Genomic DNA, 15,701 nt, shown 5'->3' on the forward strand with positions numbered 1-15,701 from the left:
AGTGTCGCTTATGACGCGATCAACTGACGCAGCACGTAGTGCAAGATGCCTCCGGATTTGAAGTATTCCACTTCATTGAGGGTGTCGATCCGGCACAAGACATCAACCTTCTCCGTGCTGCCATCCTCCCGTGTAATCACCAGCGTCAGGTTCATCCGCGGCACAATCTCTGCGTCTGTCAGCCCAAGAATGTCGACCTTCTCCTTGCCGGTCAGCTTGAGCGTCTTGCGGTTCTGATCCAGCTTGAACTGCAACGGCAACACGCCCATGCCCACCAGGTTGGAGCGGTGAATCCGCTCAAAACTCTCGGCGATCACCGCCTTGACCCCCAGCAGGTTCGTACCCTTGGCCGCCCAGTCACGGCTGGAGCCGGTGCCATATTCCTGGCCCGCGATCACCACCAGTGGTGTACCCGACGCCTGGTACTTCATCGACGCGTCATAGATCGGCATTTTCTCGCCCGTCGGGACATACAGCGTATTGCCGCCTTCCTCGCCACCGAGCATTTCATTGCGGATGCGGATGTTGGCAAAGGTGCCACGCATCATCACTTCGTGGTTGCCCCGGCGAGAGCCGTAGGAGTTGAAGTCGCGCGGTTCCACGCCCTGTTCACGCAGGTAGCGGCCGGCCGGGCTATCGATCTTGATGTTGCCGGCGGGGGAGATGTGGTCGGTGGTGACTGAATCCCCCAGCAACGCCAGCACGTTCGCGTCTCTGACGTCCTTGATCACCGGCAGAGGCCCGGAAATGTCGTCGAAGAACGGCGGGTGCTGGATGTAGGTGGAGTCTTTCTGCCACACATAGGTGGCGGCTTGCGGCACTTCAATGGCCTGCCATTGCTCGTCACCGGCAAATACTTCGGCGTATTCCTTGTGGAACATGCCCGTGCTGACTTGTGCCACGGCGTCGGCGATCTCTTTACTGCTTGGCCAGATATCCTTCAAGTAAACTGGGTTGCCGTGTTGATCGTTACCCAGCGGTTCGCTGCTGATATCGATGCGCACAGTGCCCGCCAGGGCATAAGCCACGACGAGGGGCGGCGAAGCCAGCCAGTTGGTTTTCACCAGCGGGTGCACGCGGCCTTCGAAGTTGCGGTTGCCGGACAACACCGACGCCACCGCAAGGTCAGCCTTCTGGATGGCTTTCTCGATCGGCTCGGGCAATGGTCCGGAGTTGCCGATGCAAGTGGTGCAGCCATAACCGACCAAATCAAAACCGAGCTTGTCCAGGTACTGGGTGAGGCCCGCCGCCTTGTAATAGTCCGTAACCACTTTGGAGCCTGGCGCCAGGGAGGTTTTAACCCAGGGTTTGCGCGTCAGGCCCTTTTCCACGGCTTTTTTCGCCACCAGCCCGGCTGCCATCATCACGCTGGGGTTGGAGGTATTGGTGCAGGAAGTAATCGCGGCGATCACCACGGCGCCGTTTTTCAGGCGATAGGTCTGGCCGTCGTACTCATAGTCGGTTTCGCCGACCAGATCGGCATTGCCCACGGCAACGCCGCCGCCGCCTTCGCTTTCCAAGCGGCCTTCTTCTTTGTTGGTCGGTTTGAATTGCAGGTCGAGGAAGTCGCTGAAGGCCTGGCCCACATTCGGCAGGGCAACGCGGTCCTGCGGGCGTTTTGGCCCGGCCAGGCTGGCTTCGACGCTGCCCATGTCCAAGGACAGGCTGTCGGTAAATACCGGCTCCTGGCCGGCGTTGCGCCATAGGCCCTGGGCCTTGGTATAGGCCTCGACCAGTTTCACAGTTTCGGTAGGACGTCCGGAGAGACGCAAGTAGTCCAGCGTCACCTCGTCCACCGGGAAAAAGCCACAGGTGGCGCCATATTCCGGGGCCATGTTGGCAATGGTAGCGCGGTCGGCCAACGGCAGGTCCGCCAAGCCGTCGCCGTAGAACTCGACGAATTTACCCACCACGCCTTTCTTGCGCAGCATCTGCGTCACGGTCAGCACCAGGTCGGTGGCGGTGATGCCTTCCTTCAATTTGCCGGTGAGCTTGAAGCCGATCACTTCCGGGATCAGCATCGACACCGGCTGGCCGAGCATCGCCGCTTCCGCTTCGATCCCGCCCACGCCCCAGCCGAGTACACCGAGGCCGTTGATCATGGTGGTGTGGGAGTCGGTGCCGACCAAGGTGTCCGGGAACGCATAGGTGCGGCCGTCCTCGTCCTTGGTCCACACGGTGCGGCCGAGGTATTCGAGGTTGACCTGGTGGCAGATGCCGGTGCCCGGTGGCACCACGCTGAAGTTGTCAAAGGCGCTCTGGCCCCAGCGCAGGAAAGCGTAGCGTTCGCCGTTGCGCTGCATCTCGATGTCGACGTTCTGCTCAAAGGCACTGGTGGTGCCGAACTTGTCGACCATCACCGAATGGTCAATCACAAGGTCCACGGGGGACAGCGGGTTGATGCGCTGCGGATCGCCCCCGGCCTTGGCCACGGCGGCGCGCATGGCGGCCAGGTCTACCACGGCCGGTACGCCGGTAAAGTCTTGCATCAATACCCGCGCCGGGCGGTATTGGATCTCACGGTCGGATTGGCGCTCTTTGAGCCAGGCGGCAATGGCCTTGAGGTCGGCATCGGTGACGGTCTTGTTGTCCTCCCAACGCAGCAGGTTTTCCAGCAGCACCTTGAGCGACATGGGCAACTTATCCAGGTCACCCAGGCTCTTGGCGGCTTCGGGCAGGCTGAAGTAGTGGTAGGTTTTACTGTCTATTTCAAGGGTCTTAAGGGTTCTCAGGCTATCAAGCGATGACATGACACGACTCCTTATGGTCCGCACGGCTACGGACCTGACGGGACGAACAGAGCTATCAACTTAGCCCTGTTTTCATTAGCAGGCTAATAACTGGACTCTATCGTTAAGTCCAAGGTTCCGAACTCGGCTATCATGCGCGCGTTTTCATGACAGGACTTGCGCTACAGCAAGCCCAGTTGCCAGGAGATTCAATGAACACCCTTTTTATGCACTGCCGTCCGGGTTTTGAAGGCGAAGTCTGTTCCGAGATCGCGGAACACGCCGCGCGCCTGAACGTTTCCGGCTACGCCAAGGCCAAGACCGGCAGCGCCTGCGCCGAATTTGTCTGCACTGAAGAAGATGGCGCCCAGCGCCTGATGCACGGCCAGCGCTTTGCCGAGCTGATTTTTCCACGGCAGTGGGCGCGCGGGGTGTTCATCGACCTGCCGGAAACCGATCGCATCAGCGTAATCCTCGCCCACCTGCGTGAATTCCCTGTGTGCGGCAGCCTGTGGCTGGAGATGGTCGACACCAACGATGGCAAGGAACTGTCCAACTTCTGCAAGAAATTCGAAGTGCACCTGCGCAAAGCCCTGCTGAACGCCGGCAAGCTGGTGGACGACCCGAGCAAGCCGCGCCTGCTGCTGACCTTCAAAAGCGGCCGTGAAGTGTTCATGGGCCTGGCCGAGTCGAACAACTCTGCGATGTGGCCGATGGGCATCCCGCGCCTCAAATTCCCCCGCGAAGCGCCGAGCCGTTCGACCCTCAAGCTGGAAGAGGCCTGGCACCACTTCATCCCCCGCGACCAGTGGGACGAGCGCCTGCACGGCGATATGACCGGCGTCGACCTCGGCGCGGCGCCCGGCGGTTGGACCTGGCAACTGGTCAACCGTGGCATGCTGGTGACGGCCATCGATAACGGGCCGATGGCTGAAAGCCTGATGGACACCGGCCTGGTGCAGCACTTGATGGCTGACGGTTTTACCTTCGTGCCCAAGCAGCCGGTGGACTGGATGGTCTGCGATATCGTCGAAAAGCCGGCGCGGAACGCCGCACTGCTGGAAACCTGGATCGGCGAGGGGCATTGCCGCGAGGCGGTGGTCAACTTGAAACTGCCGATGAAACAGCGCTACGCCGAAGTGAAGCGTCTGCTGGAGCGCATCGAAGACGGCTTCAAGGCACGCGGCATACGCGTGGAGATCGGCTGTAAGCAGCTGTACCACGATCGTGAAGAAGTGACCTGCCACTTGCGTCGGTTGGTGGATGTGAAGAAAACCAAGGCCCGGTAGACTGGCGGCCAGTATCAGGAGTAGACCATGAGCGATATTTTCGACACCGCCGTCGACGGCACCCTAGATGCAACAGGCTTGAATTGCCCAGAGCCCGTGATGATGCTGCACCAGCACATCCGTGACCTGCCGCCCGGCGGTTTGCTCAAGGTGATCGCGACCGACCCGTCCACGCGCCGCGATATCCCCAAGTTCTGCGTGTTCCTTGACCATGAGCTGGTGGATCAGCAGGAGCAGGCCGGTACGTATCTGTACTGGATCCGCAAGAAATCCGCTTAAACCCGCGCCTTGTCGGCGCGGATACGCCGGCGTGAACTGCGCGCCAGGCGCACCAGCAACATCCCCGCCGCACAGCTCAGGCCGACGATCAGCCCTTGCCACAAGCCGCTTGGGCCGCTCGGCTCGCCCAGCCAATTCGTCAGCCCCAGGGCATAACCCACCGGCAATCCCACGCCCCAGTACGCGAACAAGGTCAGCACCATGGTCACCCGGGTGTCCTGGTAGCCACGCAGTGCGCCGGCCGCCGTGACCTGGATCGAGTCGGAGAACTGGAACAGCGCCGAGAACACGATCAGCATCGAAGCCAAGTGAATGACGATTGGGTCCGGGGTGTAGATCGCCGCGATCTGCTCGCGAAACAGCAGCATCAGGCTGCAGGACAGACAGGCATAGGCCAGCGCCGTGCCCATGCCAACACCTGCGGCGAAGCGGGCTTCACGCGGTTCGTCACGCCCAAGGGCCTGGCCGACTCGCACGGTGACGGCCATGCTCAAGGAGTAGGGGATCATGAACACCAGGGAGCTGACGTTCAGTGCGATCTGATGACCAGATACCACAGTGGCCCCCAGGCTGCCCAGTAGCAGGGCAATCACCGCAAAGATGCTCGACTCGGCAAAGATCGCCACACCAATCGGCAGGCCTATGCTCAATATACGTTTGATCGCTGCCCATTGCGGCCAGTCGAAGCGCTTGAACAGCTCGCTGCTCTGGTAGGCCGGCCCCCAGCGATTCCAGCCGGCCAGGCCGAGCATCATTGCCCACATCGAGATGGCCGTGGCCCAGCCGCAGCCTACGCCGCCCATGGCCGGCAGACCGAGATGACCATAGATGAAAATGTAGTTCAGCGGAACATTCAGCGCCAGGCCGAAGAGGCCCATGACCATACTCGGCAGCGTGCGGCCCAGGCCATCGCTGAAACAGCGCAGCACGTAATAGAACGCAATGGCCGGCATACCGGCGGCGATGCCATGCAGGTAACCCATGGTGGGTACGATCAGGTCCGGTTCAACCTTCATTGCATGCAGGATCGGCTCGGCGCAGAGCAGTAGCAGTGAGCCGATGATGCCGACCACCAAGGCCAGCCACAGTGACTGGCGCACCAACGGCCCGATTTCGCTGTACTGGCCCGCCCCGTAGCGTTGGGCGACTTTCGGCGTGGTGGCCAGCAGCGTACCGCTCATCAGCAGGTAGACCGGAATCCAGATCGAGTTGCCCAGGCCCACTGCTGCCAGGTCCTGGGGGCTGACGCGGCCGGCCATTACCGCATCGACAAAGCTCATCGCGGTGGTGGCCAGTTGGCCGACCATGATCGGCAGGGCGAGCGTCAGCAGGCCGCCGACTTCCCGGCTGATGCGGGCGGGGCGGCTGAGGGTGGCAGAGACAGTGTTCACGTACAGGTGTCCAAAAAAGGGAAGCGCAAGGACCGCGGATTCTACGCCTTGACGCATCGGTCAGGAAAAAACCTATGTTAGGGATTTGTAAGCGCGGGCTGTGATCCCTGTACACTGCGGGTCCGCCAAAGGAGCCTGCCATGCTGATTGTTGCCGACGAAAATATTCCGCTGCTCGATGCATTTTTCCAGGGATTTGGCGAGATTCGCCGCGTGCCCGGCCGTTCCATTGACCGCGCCACAGTCGAGCAGGCCGATGTGTTGCTGGTGCGTTCGGTGACCAACGTCAACCGTGCGTTGCTGGAGGGCACGAAGGTGCGCTTCGTGGGCACCTGCACCATCGGCACCGACCACCTGGACCTCGATTACTTCAAGCAGGCCGGCATCCAATGGTCCAGCGCCCCTGGCTGCAATGCGCGTGGCGTGGTGGATTATGTGCTGGGCAGCCTGATGACCCTGGCCGAAATCGAAGGCGCTGATCTCAATCAGCGCACCTATGGCGTCGTGGGCGCGGGTGAAGTCGGCGGGCGGCTGGTCAAGGTGCTCAAGGGGCTGGGCTGGAATGTGCTGGTCTGTGACCCGCCGCGGCAGATCGCCGAAGACGGCGATTACGTCAGCCTGGCGCAGATTATCGAGCAATGCGATGTCATCAGCTTGCACACACCGCTGACCAAATCCGGTAACGGCTCCACTTGGCACTTGTTCGACCGTCAGCGCCTTGCGCAGCTCAAGCCCGGTACCTGGCTGATCAACGCCAGCCGTGGTCCAGTGGTGGACAACGCGGCCCTGCGCGAGGTGTTGCTTGCGCGCGAAGATTTACAGGCGGTGCTGGATGTGTGGGAGGGCGAACCTGAAGTGGACGTGGACCTGGCTGACTTGTGCGTGCTGGCCACACCACACATCGCCGGCTACAGCCTGGATGGCAAGCAGCGCGGCACGGCGCAGATCTATCAGGCGTTCTGCGCCCACCTGGGTCAGGCGCCGAGCATTCAGTTGAGTGATTTGCTGCCGCCACCGTGGCTGGCCGAGGTGCAGTTGAACGCCTCGACCGATCCGGCCTGGGCGCTGGCGACCCTGTGCCGCAGTGTGTACGACCCGCGCCGTGACGATGCGGATTTCCGGCGTAGCCTCGTGGGAACGGTGCAAGAGCAGCGCAAGGCGTTTGACCTGTTGCGCAAAAACTACCCTGAGCGCCGTGAAATTGATGGCTTGAAGGTGCGCATCAATGGGGAGTCGGCAGTGTTGTCGAACATCATCACCGCATTGGGCGCCGTAAGCGTTTAGACCCAATAAAAAACCCGGCCACCTGGGCCGGGTTTGAAAGAGCGTCGGCGCTTCAGCCTTGCTGGGCAGGCTTGACCAGTCGCTGTTCCAGTTCGCTGCACGCTTGCTGGATCATCTCTTCGGTAATCTGCACTTCGCGGCCCTTGGCGTCGATATACGAGCAAGGCAACTGCTGCGGCTGGCGGATCACTTCAATCTTGGCATCGCTGCTGTTTTGCAAGGTCATGGCCTGTCTCCTCATCAGGTTGTGTACCTACTCTGCTTCTTACTCTAAGCCGCCTGCGTGACCAGGCTGTTACAACTCCCTTCAAGGTCACCGGTTCGAACACCCAGTCCAACAGAAACCGACACGGATTTCCAGCCGGGGGTTAGACCGATAGCCTCTAGCGAATAGCATCGGTGGGCATAATTAACCTGACTCATTGTTATTTACTCAAGTTCCCCCAATGTAGGTCTACAGGTTCCTCATTGGTGATGCCCTCCATGTTCTCAGTCCGTCAACGCCGTGCGATCCGCCTGGCCAGTCGCTTCATTGCGCCCTACCGCTGGCACGCACTCGGTGCCCTGTTGGCGCTGATCGTCACGGCCGGCATTACCTTGTCCATGGGGCAGGGCATCCGCCTGCTGGTGGACCAGGGTTTCATGACTCAGTCTCCGCACCTGCTCAACCAGTCCATCGGCCTGTTCATGGTGCTGGTGCTGGGCTTGGCGGTGGGCACTTTCGTGCGGTTTTACCTGGTGTCGTGGATTGGGGAACGGGTGGTGGCGGATATCCGTCGGCAGGTGTTCAACCACTTGATCTACCTGCATCCGGGCTTTTATGAGAACAACCGCAGTTCAGAGATTCAGTCGCGGCTGACCACTGACACGACTTTGCTGCAATCGGTGATCGGTTCGTCGCTGTCACTGTTCTTGCGCAATGCGCTGATGGTCATCGGTGGCATCGTGCTGTTGTTTGTCACCAACCCCAAGCTCACCAGCATCGTGGTGGTGGCATTGCCGCTGGTGCTGGCGCCGATCCTGATCTTCGGCCGACGCGTGCGCAGCTTGTCGCGGCAAAGCCAGGACCGCATTGCCGACGTCGGCAGTTATGTGTCCGAGACACTCGGCCAGATCAAGACCGTGCAGGCCTACAACCACCAGGTGCAAGACGAAAAACGCTTTGCCGTAACGGTGGAGGAAGCATTTACCACCGCGCGCAAACGCATCACCCAGCGTGCCTGGCTGATTACCCTGGTGATCATGCTGGTACTGGGCGCCGTGGGCGTGATGCTGTGGGTGGGCGGCATGGACGTGATCAGCGGGCGCATTTCCGGCGGCGAACTGGCGGCGTTTGTGTTCTACAGCCTGATCGTCGGCAGCGCCGTCGGCACCCTGAGCGAAGTGCTCGGTGAGTTGCAGCGCGCCGCCGGGGCCGCTGAGCGCATTGGTGAGTTGTTGCAGTCGAGCAACGAGATCCAGGCCCCAGCCGAAGGCACCGTCCAATTGCCAGCGCGCGTCAACGGCCGCATGGAGCTGCAAGACCTGCGGTTTTCCTATCCTTCACGTCCCGACAGCTATGCCATCGACGGCCTGAACCTGACCATCAACCCCGGTGAAACCCTGGCCTTGGTGGGTCCGTCCGGCGCGGGTAAATCGACGATTTTCGATCTGTTGCTGCGCTTCTACGATCCCCGGCAAGGCCGCATCCTGCTCGAAGGCCACCCGCTCACCGAACTCGACCCCCTGGACCTGCGCCGCCACTTCGCCCTGGTGTCCCAGAGCCCGGTGCTGTTCTATGGCAGCGTCGAAGAAAATATCCGCTACGGCAACCCGACGGCCACCACCGAACAGGTCGAGGCCGCCGCGCGCATTGCCCACGCCCATGACTTCATCCTGCAAATGCCCGACGGCTACCAGACCCACTTGGGCGACGGCGGCATGGGCCTCTCCGGTGGTCAACGCCAACGCCTGGCCATCGCTCGCGCCTTGTTGGTGGACGCGCCGATCCTGCTGCTGGACGAGGCCACCAGCGCCCTCGATGCCCAGAGTGAACACCTGATCCAGCAAGCGCTGCCGCAATTGATGCAAGGGCGCACCACGCTGGTAATCGCCCATCGGCTGGCGACGGTGAAAAACGCCGACAGGATCGCGGTGATGGACCGGGGCAAGTTGGTCGCGGTGGGCACGCATCAGCAGTTGATCGCGAGCAATGCGTTGTATGCGCGGTTGGCGGCGTTGCAGTTCAGTGATGGGGTAGAGGTTGATTGAAGCTGCGCAAAACCGAGCCCTTAGGGCATCATGTAGTCTTTCGTTATTGAACTGGATGAGGACATGAGCCGTTATCAACCTCCGTTGACACTGACTACAAAGATGCTCGGCCTGGTAGCCGATATCAGTGAGCAGATAGGTCAACTATCCGTCGGTGTTGATAATCGTCAGGCACCTCAGCTCAGGCGCGACAATCGAATTCGCACGATCCAGGCTTCGCTGGCCATTGAGAACAACACCCTTAGTGTCGAGCAAGTAACCGCCGTCCTGGAAGGTAAGCGAGTGCTGGGCTTACCTCGGGAAATCCAAGAGGTACGTAATGCATTTGCTGCTTACGAGGCCATGCCGCACTGGGTTCCCGGTGATTGTATTGACTTGCTCAAGGCACACGAGCTGCTGATGTGTGGACTCATCGACGATGCGGGCCAGTTTCGACAGTCAGGCGTCGGTATTTATCGTGGTGAGCAGTTGGTACACATGGCTCCGCCTGCGAGCCGTGTTACGCATCTGGTCGATGACCTGCTGCAATGGCTGGCGGTTTCGGATTGGCACCCTTTGATCGCCAGTTGTGTATTCCATTATGAGTTTGAGTTTATTCATCCATTCGCGGACGGGAATGGGCGGATGGGTCGTTTATGGCAAACGCTGATTCTCAGTCAGTGGCGCCCTGTCTTGGCTTACCTGCCAGTGGAAGCGGTGATCCGGGAACAGCAGGATGACTACTACGCCGCACTGTCGGCAGCCGATCAGCAAGCGGAGGCGACCCCTTTCGTTGAATTTATGCTGCAGGCTTTGAGCTTGGCTTTGGCCGAAGCTGTGCAAAGTGAGCGACCGGTCGCCCCATAAAAAATGCCCGCATCTCTCAATACGGGCATCTTGAAACTTCAAACTTACCGCTTGAAGTTGCTCTTGTTACTGATCATCAAAATACCGCTCATGCCAATCCACCAACGGCTGTGGCGAATTGAGCTTCTGGCCGTAGATCACCGAATAGGACAGCACGTTCTGCACATACTGGCGGGTTTCGTCGAACGGGATGCTTTCCACCCACACATCGAAACTCAGGTGATCGGCACCGCGCAGCCATTGGCGCACGCGACCTGGGCCGGCATTGTAGGCGGCGGAAGCGAGCACGCGGTTGCCATTGAACTGGCTGTGCACCTGGCTCAGGTAGGCGGCGCCGAGTTGGATGTTTTTGTCCGGGTCCAGCACCTGTGCCGGGGAGGCCAGGGGGATGCTGAACTTGCGCGCGGTTTCCTTGGCGGTGCCGGGCATCAGTTGCATCAGGCCGCTGGCGCCGACGCCGGAGCGGGCGTCGTCCATGAAGGCGCTTTCCTGACGGGTGATGGCGAACACCCAGCTGGAATGCAAGCCGCGCACCTTGGCTTCACGCACCAGGGTGTCGCGGTGCGCCATCGGGAAGCGGATGTCCAGGTCGTCCCAGTATTGCGCCTGGCTGATGGTGCGGATCGCCGGAAAGTACCATTTCATGTCGTAGGCCAGCTTGGCCTGGGCGACCATCTCGTCACGGTTGAAGTGACGGCTGACGTGGTACCACTCACGGCGGCCATCCACCACTTGGCCACGGGCATAGAATTCCAGTGCACGGCGCACGCCGGGGGTGTTACGCACCTTGTTGACCAGCGCCTGGCTCATCAGCAGCGGCTTGTTCTTCAACTGGTACGGGGCCTTGGAGCGATCCGCCGCGAGGAAACCGTAGAAGTCGCGCTCCTGCGCCAGGTTCTTGTACAGCACCAATGCTTGCGGATTCTTGGGTTCAGCCAGTTCCAGGCTACGGGCCTGCCAGTAACGCCAGCGGTTGGTGGTCGCCAGGTCTTGTGGGAGTTTGCGGGTCAACTGGTAGGCATCTTCCCAGCGCGCCAGGCGCAACAGCAGGCGCAGGCGCCATTCGGAGACGGTGTTGTCGCGCAACTCGGGATCGTACTTGGTCATCACCTCAAGGGCGCGTGGGTCATAACGCTTGGCCAGGGTGAGGCCGATTTCCCGGGCGATCGACACTTTTTCGTCACGAGAGAAGTGCATGCTGCTGGCGTAGCCGTCGAGCAGGGCCATGGCCTTGTCCGGATCCTGGCGTGCCAGGCGACGCAAGCCCAGGCCCACGGCGTCAGACATGGCCTCGGTGGCAGGCAGGAAGCGTGACGGGTCGCTGAGCATGTCTGGCTTTTGCGCCACATCCACCATCAGGCGGCCTTGAGCGCCGAGGGTGGGGAGGGTTTTCACCAGGCTGTTGGCCAGCGCGTAGTTGCGTGCTTCGGCGGCGAGCTTGGCGCGGTCCCAGATCTTCTGTTCGGTGAGCTGGCCGTCAGCCGCCCACTGCCCGAAGGTGACATCGCAGGCGGCCGGTTGCGACTTGCCGGTCATCCAGAGTTTTTCGGCGGTCTTGTAGCCTTCGGCTTTCAGATTATGAGTGAGCTGGTATTGGCCATGCAGGCAGTCCAGCTCGACGAAATTGAGCTTGGTGTCGTAATACTTTTCAAAGGTCTGCCAATCACCACGCTCGGCCAGCCAGCGTAACCAGCGCAGTTTCATCCAGTTGGCCTGGGGCAGGTCGCCGTTTTTGGCGAGGAACTGCTCGATTTCCTGGTTGCTCGCGGTTTTCAGGCGCGCCGTCAGTTCGTCATAAGCCAGGTACGGTGTCAGCGGGTAGTCGGCCAGGGCCTGGCTGTATTGCATGTACGGCCCGGTATCACCCTTGGCCAGGGCGCGTTTGGCTTCATCGTAATATTGACGTTGGGTGGTGAGGTCCACGGCCTGGGCGGATTGAACGGCAGTGGTGGAAAGAAGCAGACAAGATAAAAAGCTGAAAAGGCGACTGCGCATGAGACGTCCGTGCAGAGAAATCACGACTAGCACCGGCACCGCCGACACTGATTGCCCCTAGCTTAGCCTTTTGCCGGCGGCCGGTGAAAGCTTTGCTGGCCGGTTCGTTCAAGTTCGCCGGAAATGTCCTACAGAACGTGTCCGCAGCGAAAATGCCAGCCGCATCCCACCCCTAACTCAGGTAGAATGCGCGCCCAGTTTTTGGAGAAGCGTATGACCCTGCTCAAATTCAGCGATGTGTCCCTTGCTTTCGGCGCTATGCCGTTGTTGGACAAGGTGTCCTGGCAGATCGCCCGTGGTGAGCGGGTGTGCATCATCGGCCGCAACGGCACCGGCAAATCCAGCATGATGAAGCTGGTCAAAGGCGACCAGAAGCCCGATGACGGCTCCGTATGGCGCGCGCCAGGTCTCAAGATCGGCGAATTGCCGCAAGAATTGCCGGTGGCCGACGGACGGACAGTGTTCGACGTGGTTGCCGAAGGCCTCGACGGCGTCGGTGCACTGCTCGCCGAATACCATCACCTGGCGCAGAACTGCGTCACCGAAGACGACCTGAACAAGTTGATGCACGTTCAGCAAGACCTCGAAGCCCGTGATGGCTGGCGCTTGCAGCAACTGGTCGACAGCACCTTGAGCCGCCTGCAACTGCCGGCCGACAAGACCCTCGCCGAGCTGTCCGGCGGCTGGCGTCGTCGCGTGCTGCTGGCCCAGGCCCTGGTGTCCGAACCCGACCTGCTGCTGCTCGACGAACCGACCAACCACCTGGACATCGGCGCGATCGCCTGGCTGGAAGAGGCCCTCAAGGAGTTCCAGGGCGCCGTACTGTTCATCACGCACGACCGTTCCTTCCTGCAAAACCTGGCGACGCGCATCCTTGAACTGGACCGTGGCGGCTTGATCGACTGGAACGGCGACTACGCCAGCTTCCTGGTACACAAGGAAGCCGCGCTGGCCGCAGAAGAAACCGCCAACGCGCTGTTCGACAAGAAGCTGGCCCAGGAAGAAGTCTGGATCCGCCAGGGTATCAAGGCCCGTCGTACCCGTAACGAAGGCCGTGTACGTGCTTTGAAAGCCCTGCGCGTCGAGCGCAGCGAACGCCGCGAGCGCACCGGCAAGGCCAATATCCAGCTGGACACCGCCGATAAGTCGGGCAAGCAGGTGATGGTGCTGGAGAATGTCAGCTTCCATCACCCGGATGGCCCGTTCCTGATCAAGGACTTCTCCATGGTTCTGCAGCGCGGCGACCGTATCGGCCTGCTGGGCGCCAACGGCACCGGCAAGACCACCTTGCTCAAGCTCATGCTCAGCGGTCTGCAGCCGACCAGCGGTACCGTGGAAGAGGGCACCCGCATCGACGTGGCCTACTTCGACCAGTTGCGCCACCAGTTGGACCTGGAAAAAACCGTGATCGACAACGTCGCCGAAGGTCGCGACTTTATCGATATCGACGGCCAGAGCCGCCACGTGCTCAGCTACCTGGGTGACTTCCTGTTCAGCCCGCAGCGTGCACGTACACCAGTGAAAGCCTTGTCCGGTGGTGAGCGTGCGCGCCTGCTGCTGGCCAAGCTGTTCAGTAAACCGGCCAACCTGCTGGTGCTCGACGAACCGACCAACGACCTCGACGTGGAAACCCTCGAACTGTTGGAGGAAGTGCTGCTGACCTTCAACGGCACCGTACTTATGGTAAGCCACGACCGGGCTTTCCTTGACAACGTGGTCACCAGCACCCTGGTCTTCGAAGGTGAAGGCAAGGTGCGTGAATACGTCGGTGGTTACCAGGACTGGCTGCGCCAGGGTGGTTCGCCGCGTTTGCTGGGCGTGACCGAGAGCAAGTCCGGCAAGGCCGACTTGAACTCAGCGGTGGTGGCCCCGGTGGCGGCTGCTGCGCCGGTTGCAGAGGCTGCGCCGGTGGGTAAGAAGAAGCTCAGCTACAAGCTGCAGCGTGAACTGGAAGCCTTGCCGGGAGATATCGAGGCCAAAGAACAACAGATTGCCGCCGTTGAAGCGGAGATGGCGGACGCGGGTTTCTACCTGCGTCCGGCGGCGGAAACCGCCAAGGTGATTGCTTCCCTGGAGAAGTTGAACCAGGAGCTGGAAGTGTTGGTTGAGCGTTGGGCTGAGCTGGATGCTTGAGTGATTCGTCAGCAATAAAAAAGCCCGGCTTTCATTCGTAGGAACGCCGGGCTTTTTATATGAAATGCGCTAAAAATGTGGAGCGAGCAAGCCTTCTCCCACATTTTGAACTGCGTTGTACTTAAGAGGATTTCACCAGTCTCACTGCCAGTACGTCGCACGGCGCGCCGTGCAGCACATCATTGGCAGTAGAACCCAGCAGCAACGCCAAACCGTGACGACCATGGCTGCCCACCACGATCAAGTCGCAAGCCTTTTCCTTGGCCAAGTGGTGGATTTCCTGGCGCGGTTGGCCGTATGTCAGGTGGCAGTCTTCCTTTTTCAAGTGCGGGTATTTGAGAATCAAACGGTCCAGGCGCTCCTTGGCCTGGTCAAATTGTTGTTGCTGCAACTGGGAAAGGTCCATTGGCACGTCACCGCCAAAGGCCATGGCCATAGGCTCTACGATATGCACCAGAGACAGTTTGGCGCCATTGGCAATTGCAGATTCCTGCGCGCGCTTGATCACTGGATCGCACTCTTCGGTCAGATCGACAGCGACCAGAATATGTTGGTAGGGCATGAGGCGTTCCTCCAGGGGGACTGCAATAAGTTCAGTATGGCTGCTTTTAAGCGGATGGGGTTGCGACAGGTCAAATCCGCTCATCTAGAAATTCGGGAGTACAGATATGACGGTCTGGATAGTGGTGTCAATCCTTGTTGTGGTTCTGAGCCCTTTGGCATGGCTGCGCCCTTCGCGCCATCAAAGCGGGCGCATGGCCTTGCGCATGGAGGCGCGCCGCATCGGCCTGGCCATGCAGTTGTCGCCCCAGGAGTGGCCGCATTGGCTCAAGCAGGAACCACCGAGCCCGTGCGCGCAGTACTGCCGGCCACGGCGTGGCGGTACGCCGGCGATCTGGAGTTACTGGCAGTTGCAACCTGGGGTCTGGGTGAATCAGTGGCGCGAAGTATGTGTCGATGAAAAGTTGTTGCCGTATTTTGCGACGCTGCCGGCCAACGTCTACAAGGTCGAAGCCGATAAGCAGATGATCGCTTTGTATTGGGGCGAGAAGGGCGAGGCGAGCGTATTGAAGGATATCGATGCACTGCTCAAGGCCCTGGCCTGAATCGCAGACAATAAAAAGCCCGACATCATCATCGGGCTGGAGCTGGCCAGGCAGGCCGGTAATTTCGTGTTTCCCGCGTCAGATATTCATCCAGGCGCGTCAGGGTTGTCGCTAGCCTAGCGGTATATCCCGTTCTGTACAGCCTTTTCCCACATCTTTCCCACTATTGATTTCGTGAATATTTGAATATTGACGAGTCGTGGGCTTATGGTCGGGGTTCTGAAATGACTGGAAAGTCGCGTTTTTCCTGGCCTTTCGAGCGATTGACAATTGCCCGGAATTGGATGAAGGTGGCGTACCCAAATCAAACGGGCGTATGAATTGAGCGTTTGTCTGTCAGACGACTCATACAGAATCCCGACTATCGCATTGGCGGGTGTGCCTGGCGGATTGGCGTGAA

General features: G+C 60.2%; 11 protein-coding genes and 1 pseudogene. 7 read left to right on the plus strand and 5 right to left on the minus strand.

The annotated features are described in order from the left end of the window. Nucleotides 1-8: 8 nt before the first annotated feature. On the minus strand, nucleotides 9-2,750 hold the full coding sequence (acnA, locus tag LVW35_RS07525) for an aconitate hydratase AcnA (protein ID WP_233894556.1): 2,742 nt from the start codon (nucleotides 2,748-2,750) through the stop codon (nucleotides 9-11). A 191-nt stretch (nucleotides 2,751-2,941) separates the two neighbouring features. On the opposite strand from acnA, the gene rlmM reads away from it, so the two are divergent. Both rlmM and tusA read left to right on the plus strand, forming a co-directional pair. Next, nucleotides 2,942-4,018, plus strand: a complete 1,077-nt coding sequence (gene rlmM, locus LVW35_RS07530; protein WP_078047417.1) for a 23S rRNA (cytidine(2498)-2'-O)-methyltransferase RlmM — start codon at nucleotides 2,942-2,944, stop codon at nucleotides 4,016-4,018. A 27-nt stretch (nucleotides 4,019-4,045) separates the two neighbouring features. Next, nucleotides 4,046-4,297, plus strand: coding sequence for a sulfurtransferase TusA (tusA, locus tag LVW35_RS07535; protein ID WP_071483636.1), 252 nt, complete (start codon nucleotides 4,046-4,048; stop codon nucleotides 4,295-4,297). On the opposite strand, the gene LVW35_RS07540 is transcribed toward tusA, so the two are convergent. After that, nucleotides 4,294-5,688 carry an MATE family efflux transporter gene (locus LVW35_RS07540; protein WP_233894557.1) on the minus strand — a complete coding sequence of 465 codons (1,395 nt, stop codon included), beginning with the start codon at nucleotides 5,686-5,688 and terminating at the stop codon, nucleotides 4,294-4,296. The genes tusA and LVW35_RS07540 overlap by 4 nt on opposite strands. Nucleotides 5,689-5,828: 140 nt before the next feature. Between LVW35_RS07540 and pdxB the strand changes: the two genes are divergently transcribed. Further along, nucleotides 5,829-6,971, plus strand: a complete 1,143-nt coding sequence (gene pdxB, locus LVW35_RS07545; RefSeq protein WP_233894558.1) for a 4-phosphoerythronate dehydrogenase PdxB — start codon at nucleotides 5,829-5,831, stop codon at nucleotides 6,969-6,971. Nucleotides 6,972-7,023: 52 nt separating this feature from the next. Here pdxB and LVW35_RS07550 read toward each other — a convergent pair whose 3' ends face one another. Then, nucleotides 7,024-7,197: a PA1571 family protein gene (locus LVW35_RS07550; RefSeq protein WP_014717504.1), complete on the minus strand. Its 174-nt coding sequence runs from the start codon at nucleotides 7,195-7,197 to the stop codon at nucleotides 7,024-7,026. Between the two features lie 248 nt (nucleotides 7,198-7,445). On the opposite strand from LVW35_RS07550, the gene LVW35_RS07555 reads away from it, so the two are divergent. Together LVW35_RS07555 and LVW35_RS07560 are read left to right on the plus strand one after the other, a co-directional pair. Beyond that, nucleotides 7,446-9,221, plus strand: a complete 1,776-nt coding sequence (locus tag LVW35_RS07555; RefSeq protein ID WP_233894559.1) for an ABC transporter transmembrane domain-containing protein — start codon at nucleotides 7,446-7,448, stop codon at nucleotides 9,219-9,221. Nucleotides 9,222-9,284: 63 nt separating this feature from the next. Then, a pseudogene (locus LVW35_RS07560) lies at nucleotides 9,285-10,052 on the plus strand (Fic family protein); the annotation flags it as partial. 81 nt (nucleotides 10,053-10,133) lie between these two features. Here LVW35_RS07560 and LVW35_RS07565 read toward each other — a convergent pair. Beyond that, nucleotides 10,134-12,062 (minus strand): transglycosylase SLT domain-containing protein, encoded by a 1,929-nt coding sequence (locus LVW35_RS07565; RefSeq protein WP_233894562.1) that lies wholly within the window; start codon nucleotides 12,060-12,062, stop codon nucleotides 10,134-10,136. 213 nt (nucleotides 12,063-12,275) lie between these two features. Between LVW35_RS07565 and LVW35_RS07570 the strand changes: the two genes are divergently transcribed. Continuing rightward, nucleotides 12,276-14,195 (plus strand): ATP-binding cassette domain-containing protein, encoded by a 1,920-nt coding sequence (locus tag LVW35_RS07570; protein ID WP_233894564.1) that lies wholly within the window; start codon nucleotides 12,276-12,278, stop codon nucleotides 14,193-14,195. 121 nt (nucleotides 14,196-14,316) lie between these two features. Here the strand turns inward: LVW35_RS07570 and LVW35_RS07575 are convergent, their stop codons facing one another. Then, nucleotides 14,317-14,757: a universal stress protein gene (locus LVW35_RS07575; protein ID WP_233894566.1), complete on the minus strand. Its 441-nt coding sequence runs from the start codon at nucleotides 14,755-14,757 to the stop codon at nucleotides 14,317-14,319. A gap of 106 nt (nucleotides 14,758-14,863) precedes the next feature. On the opposite strand from LVW35_RS07575, the gene LVW35_RS07580 reads away from it, so the two are divergent. Then, complete coding sequence (locus LVW35_RS07580) at nucleotides 14,864-15,301, plus strand: hypothetical protein (protein WP_233894568.1); 438 nt, start codon at nucleotides 14,864-14,866, stop codon at nucleotides 15,299-15,301. The last annotated feature ends 400 nt before the right edge of the window (nucleotides 15,302-15,701 follow it).

Source organism: Pseudomonas sp. HN11 (assembly GCF_021390155.1).
GTDB lineage: Bacteria > Pseudomonadota > Gammaproteobacteria > Pseudomonadales > Pseudomonadaceae > Aquipseudomonas.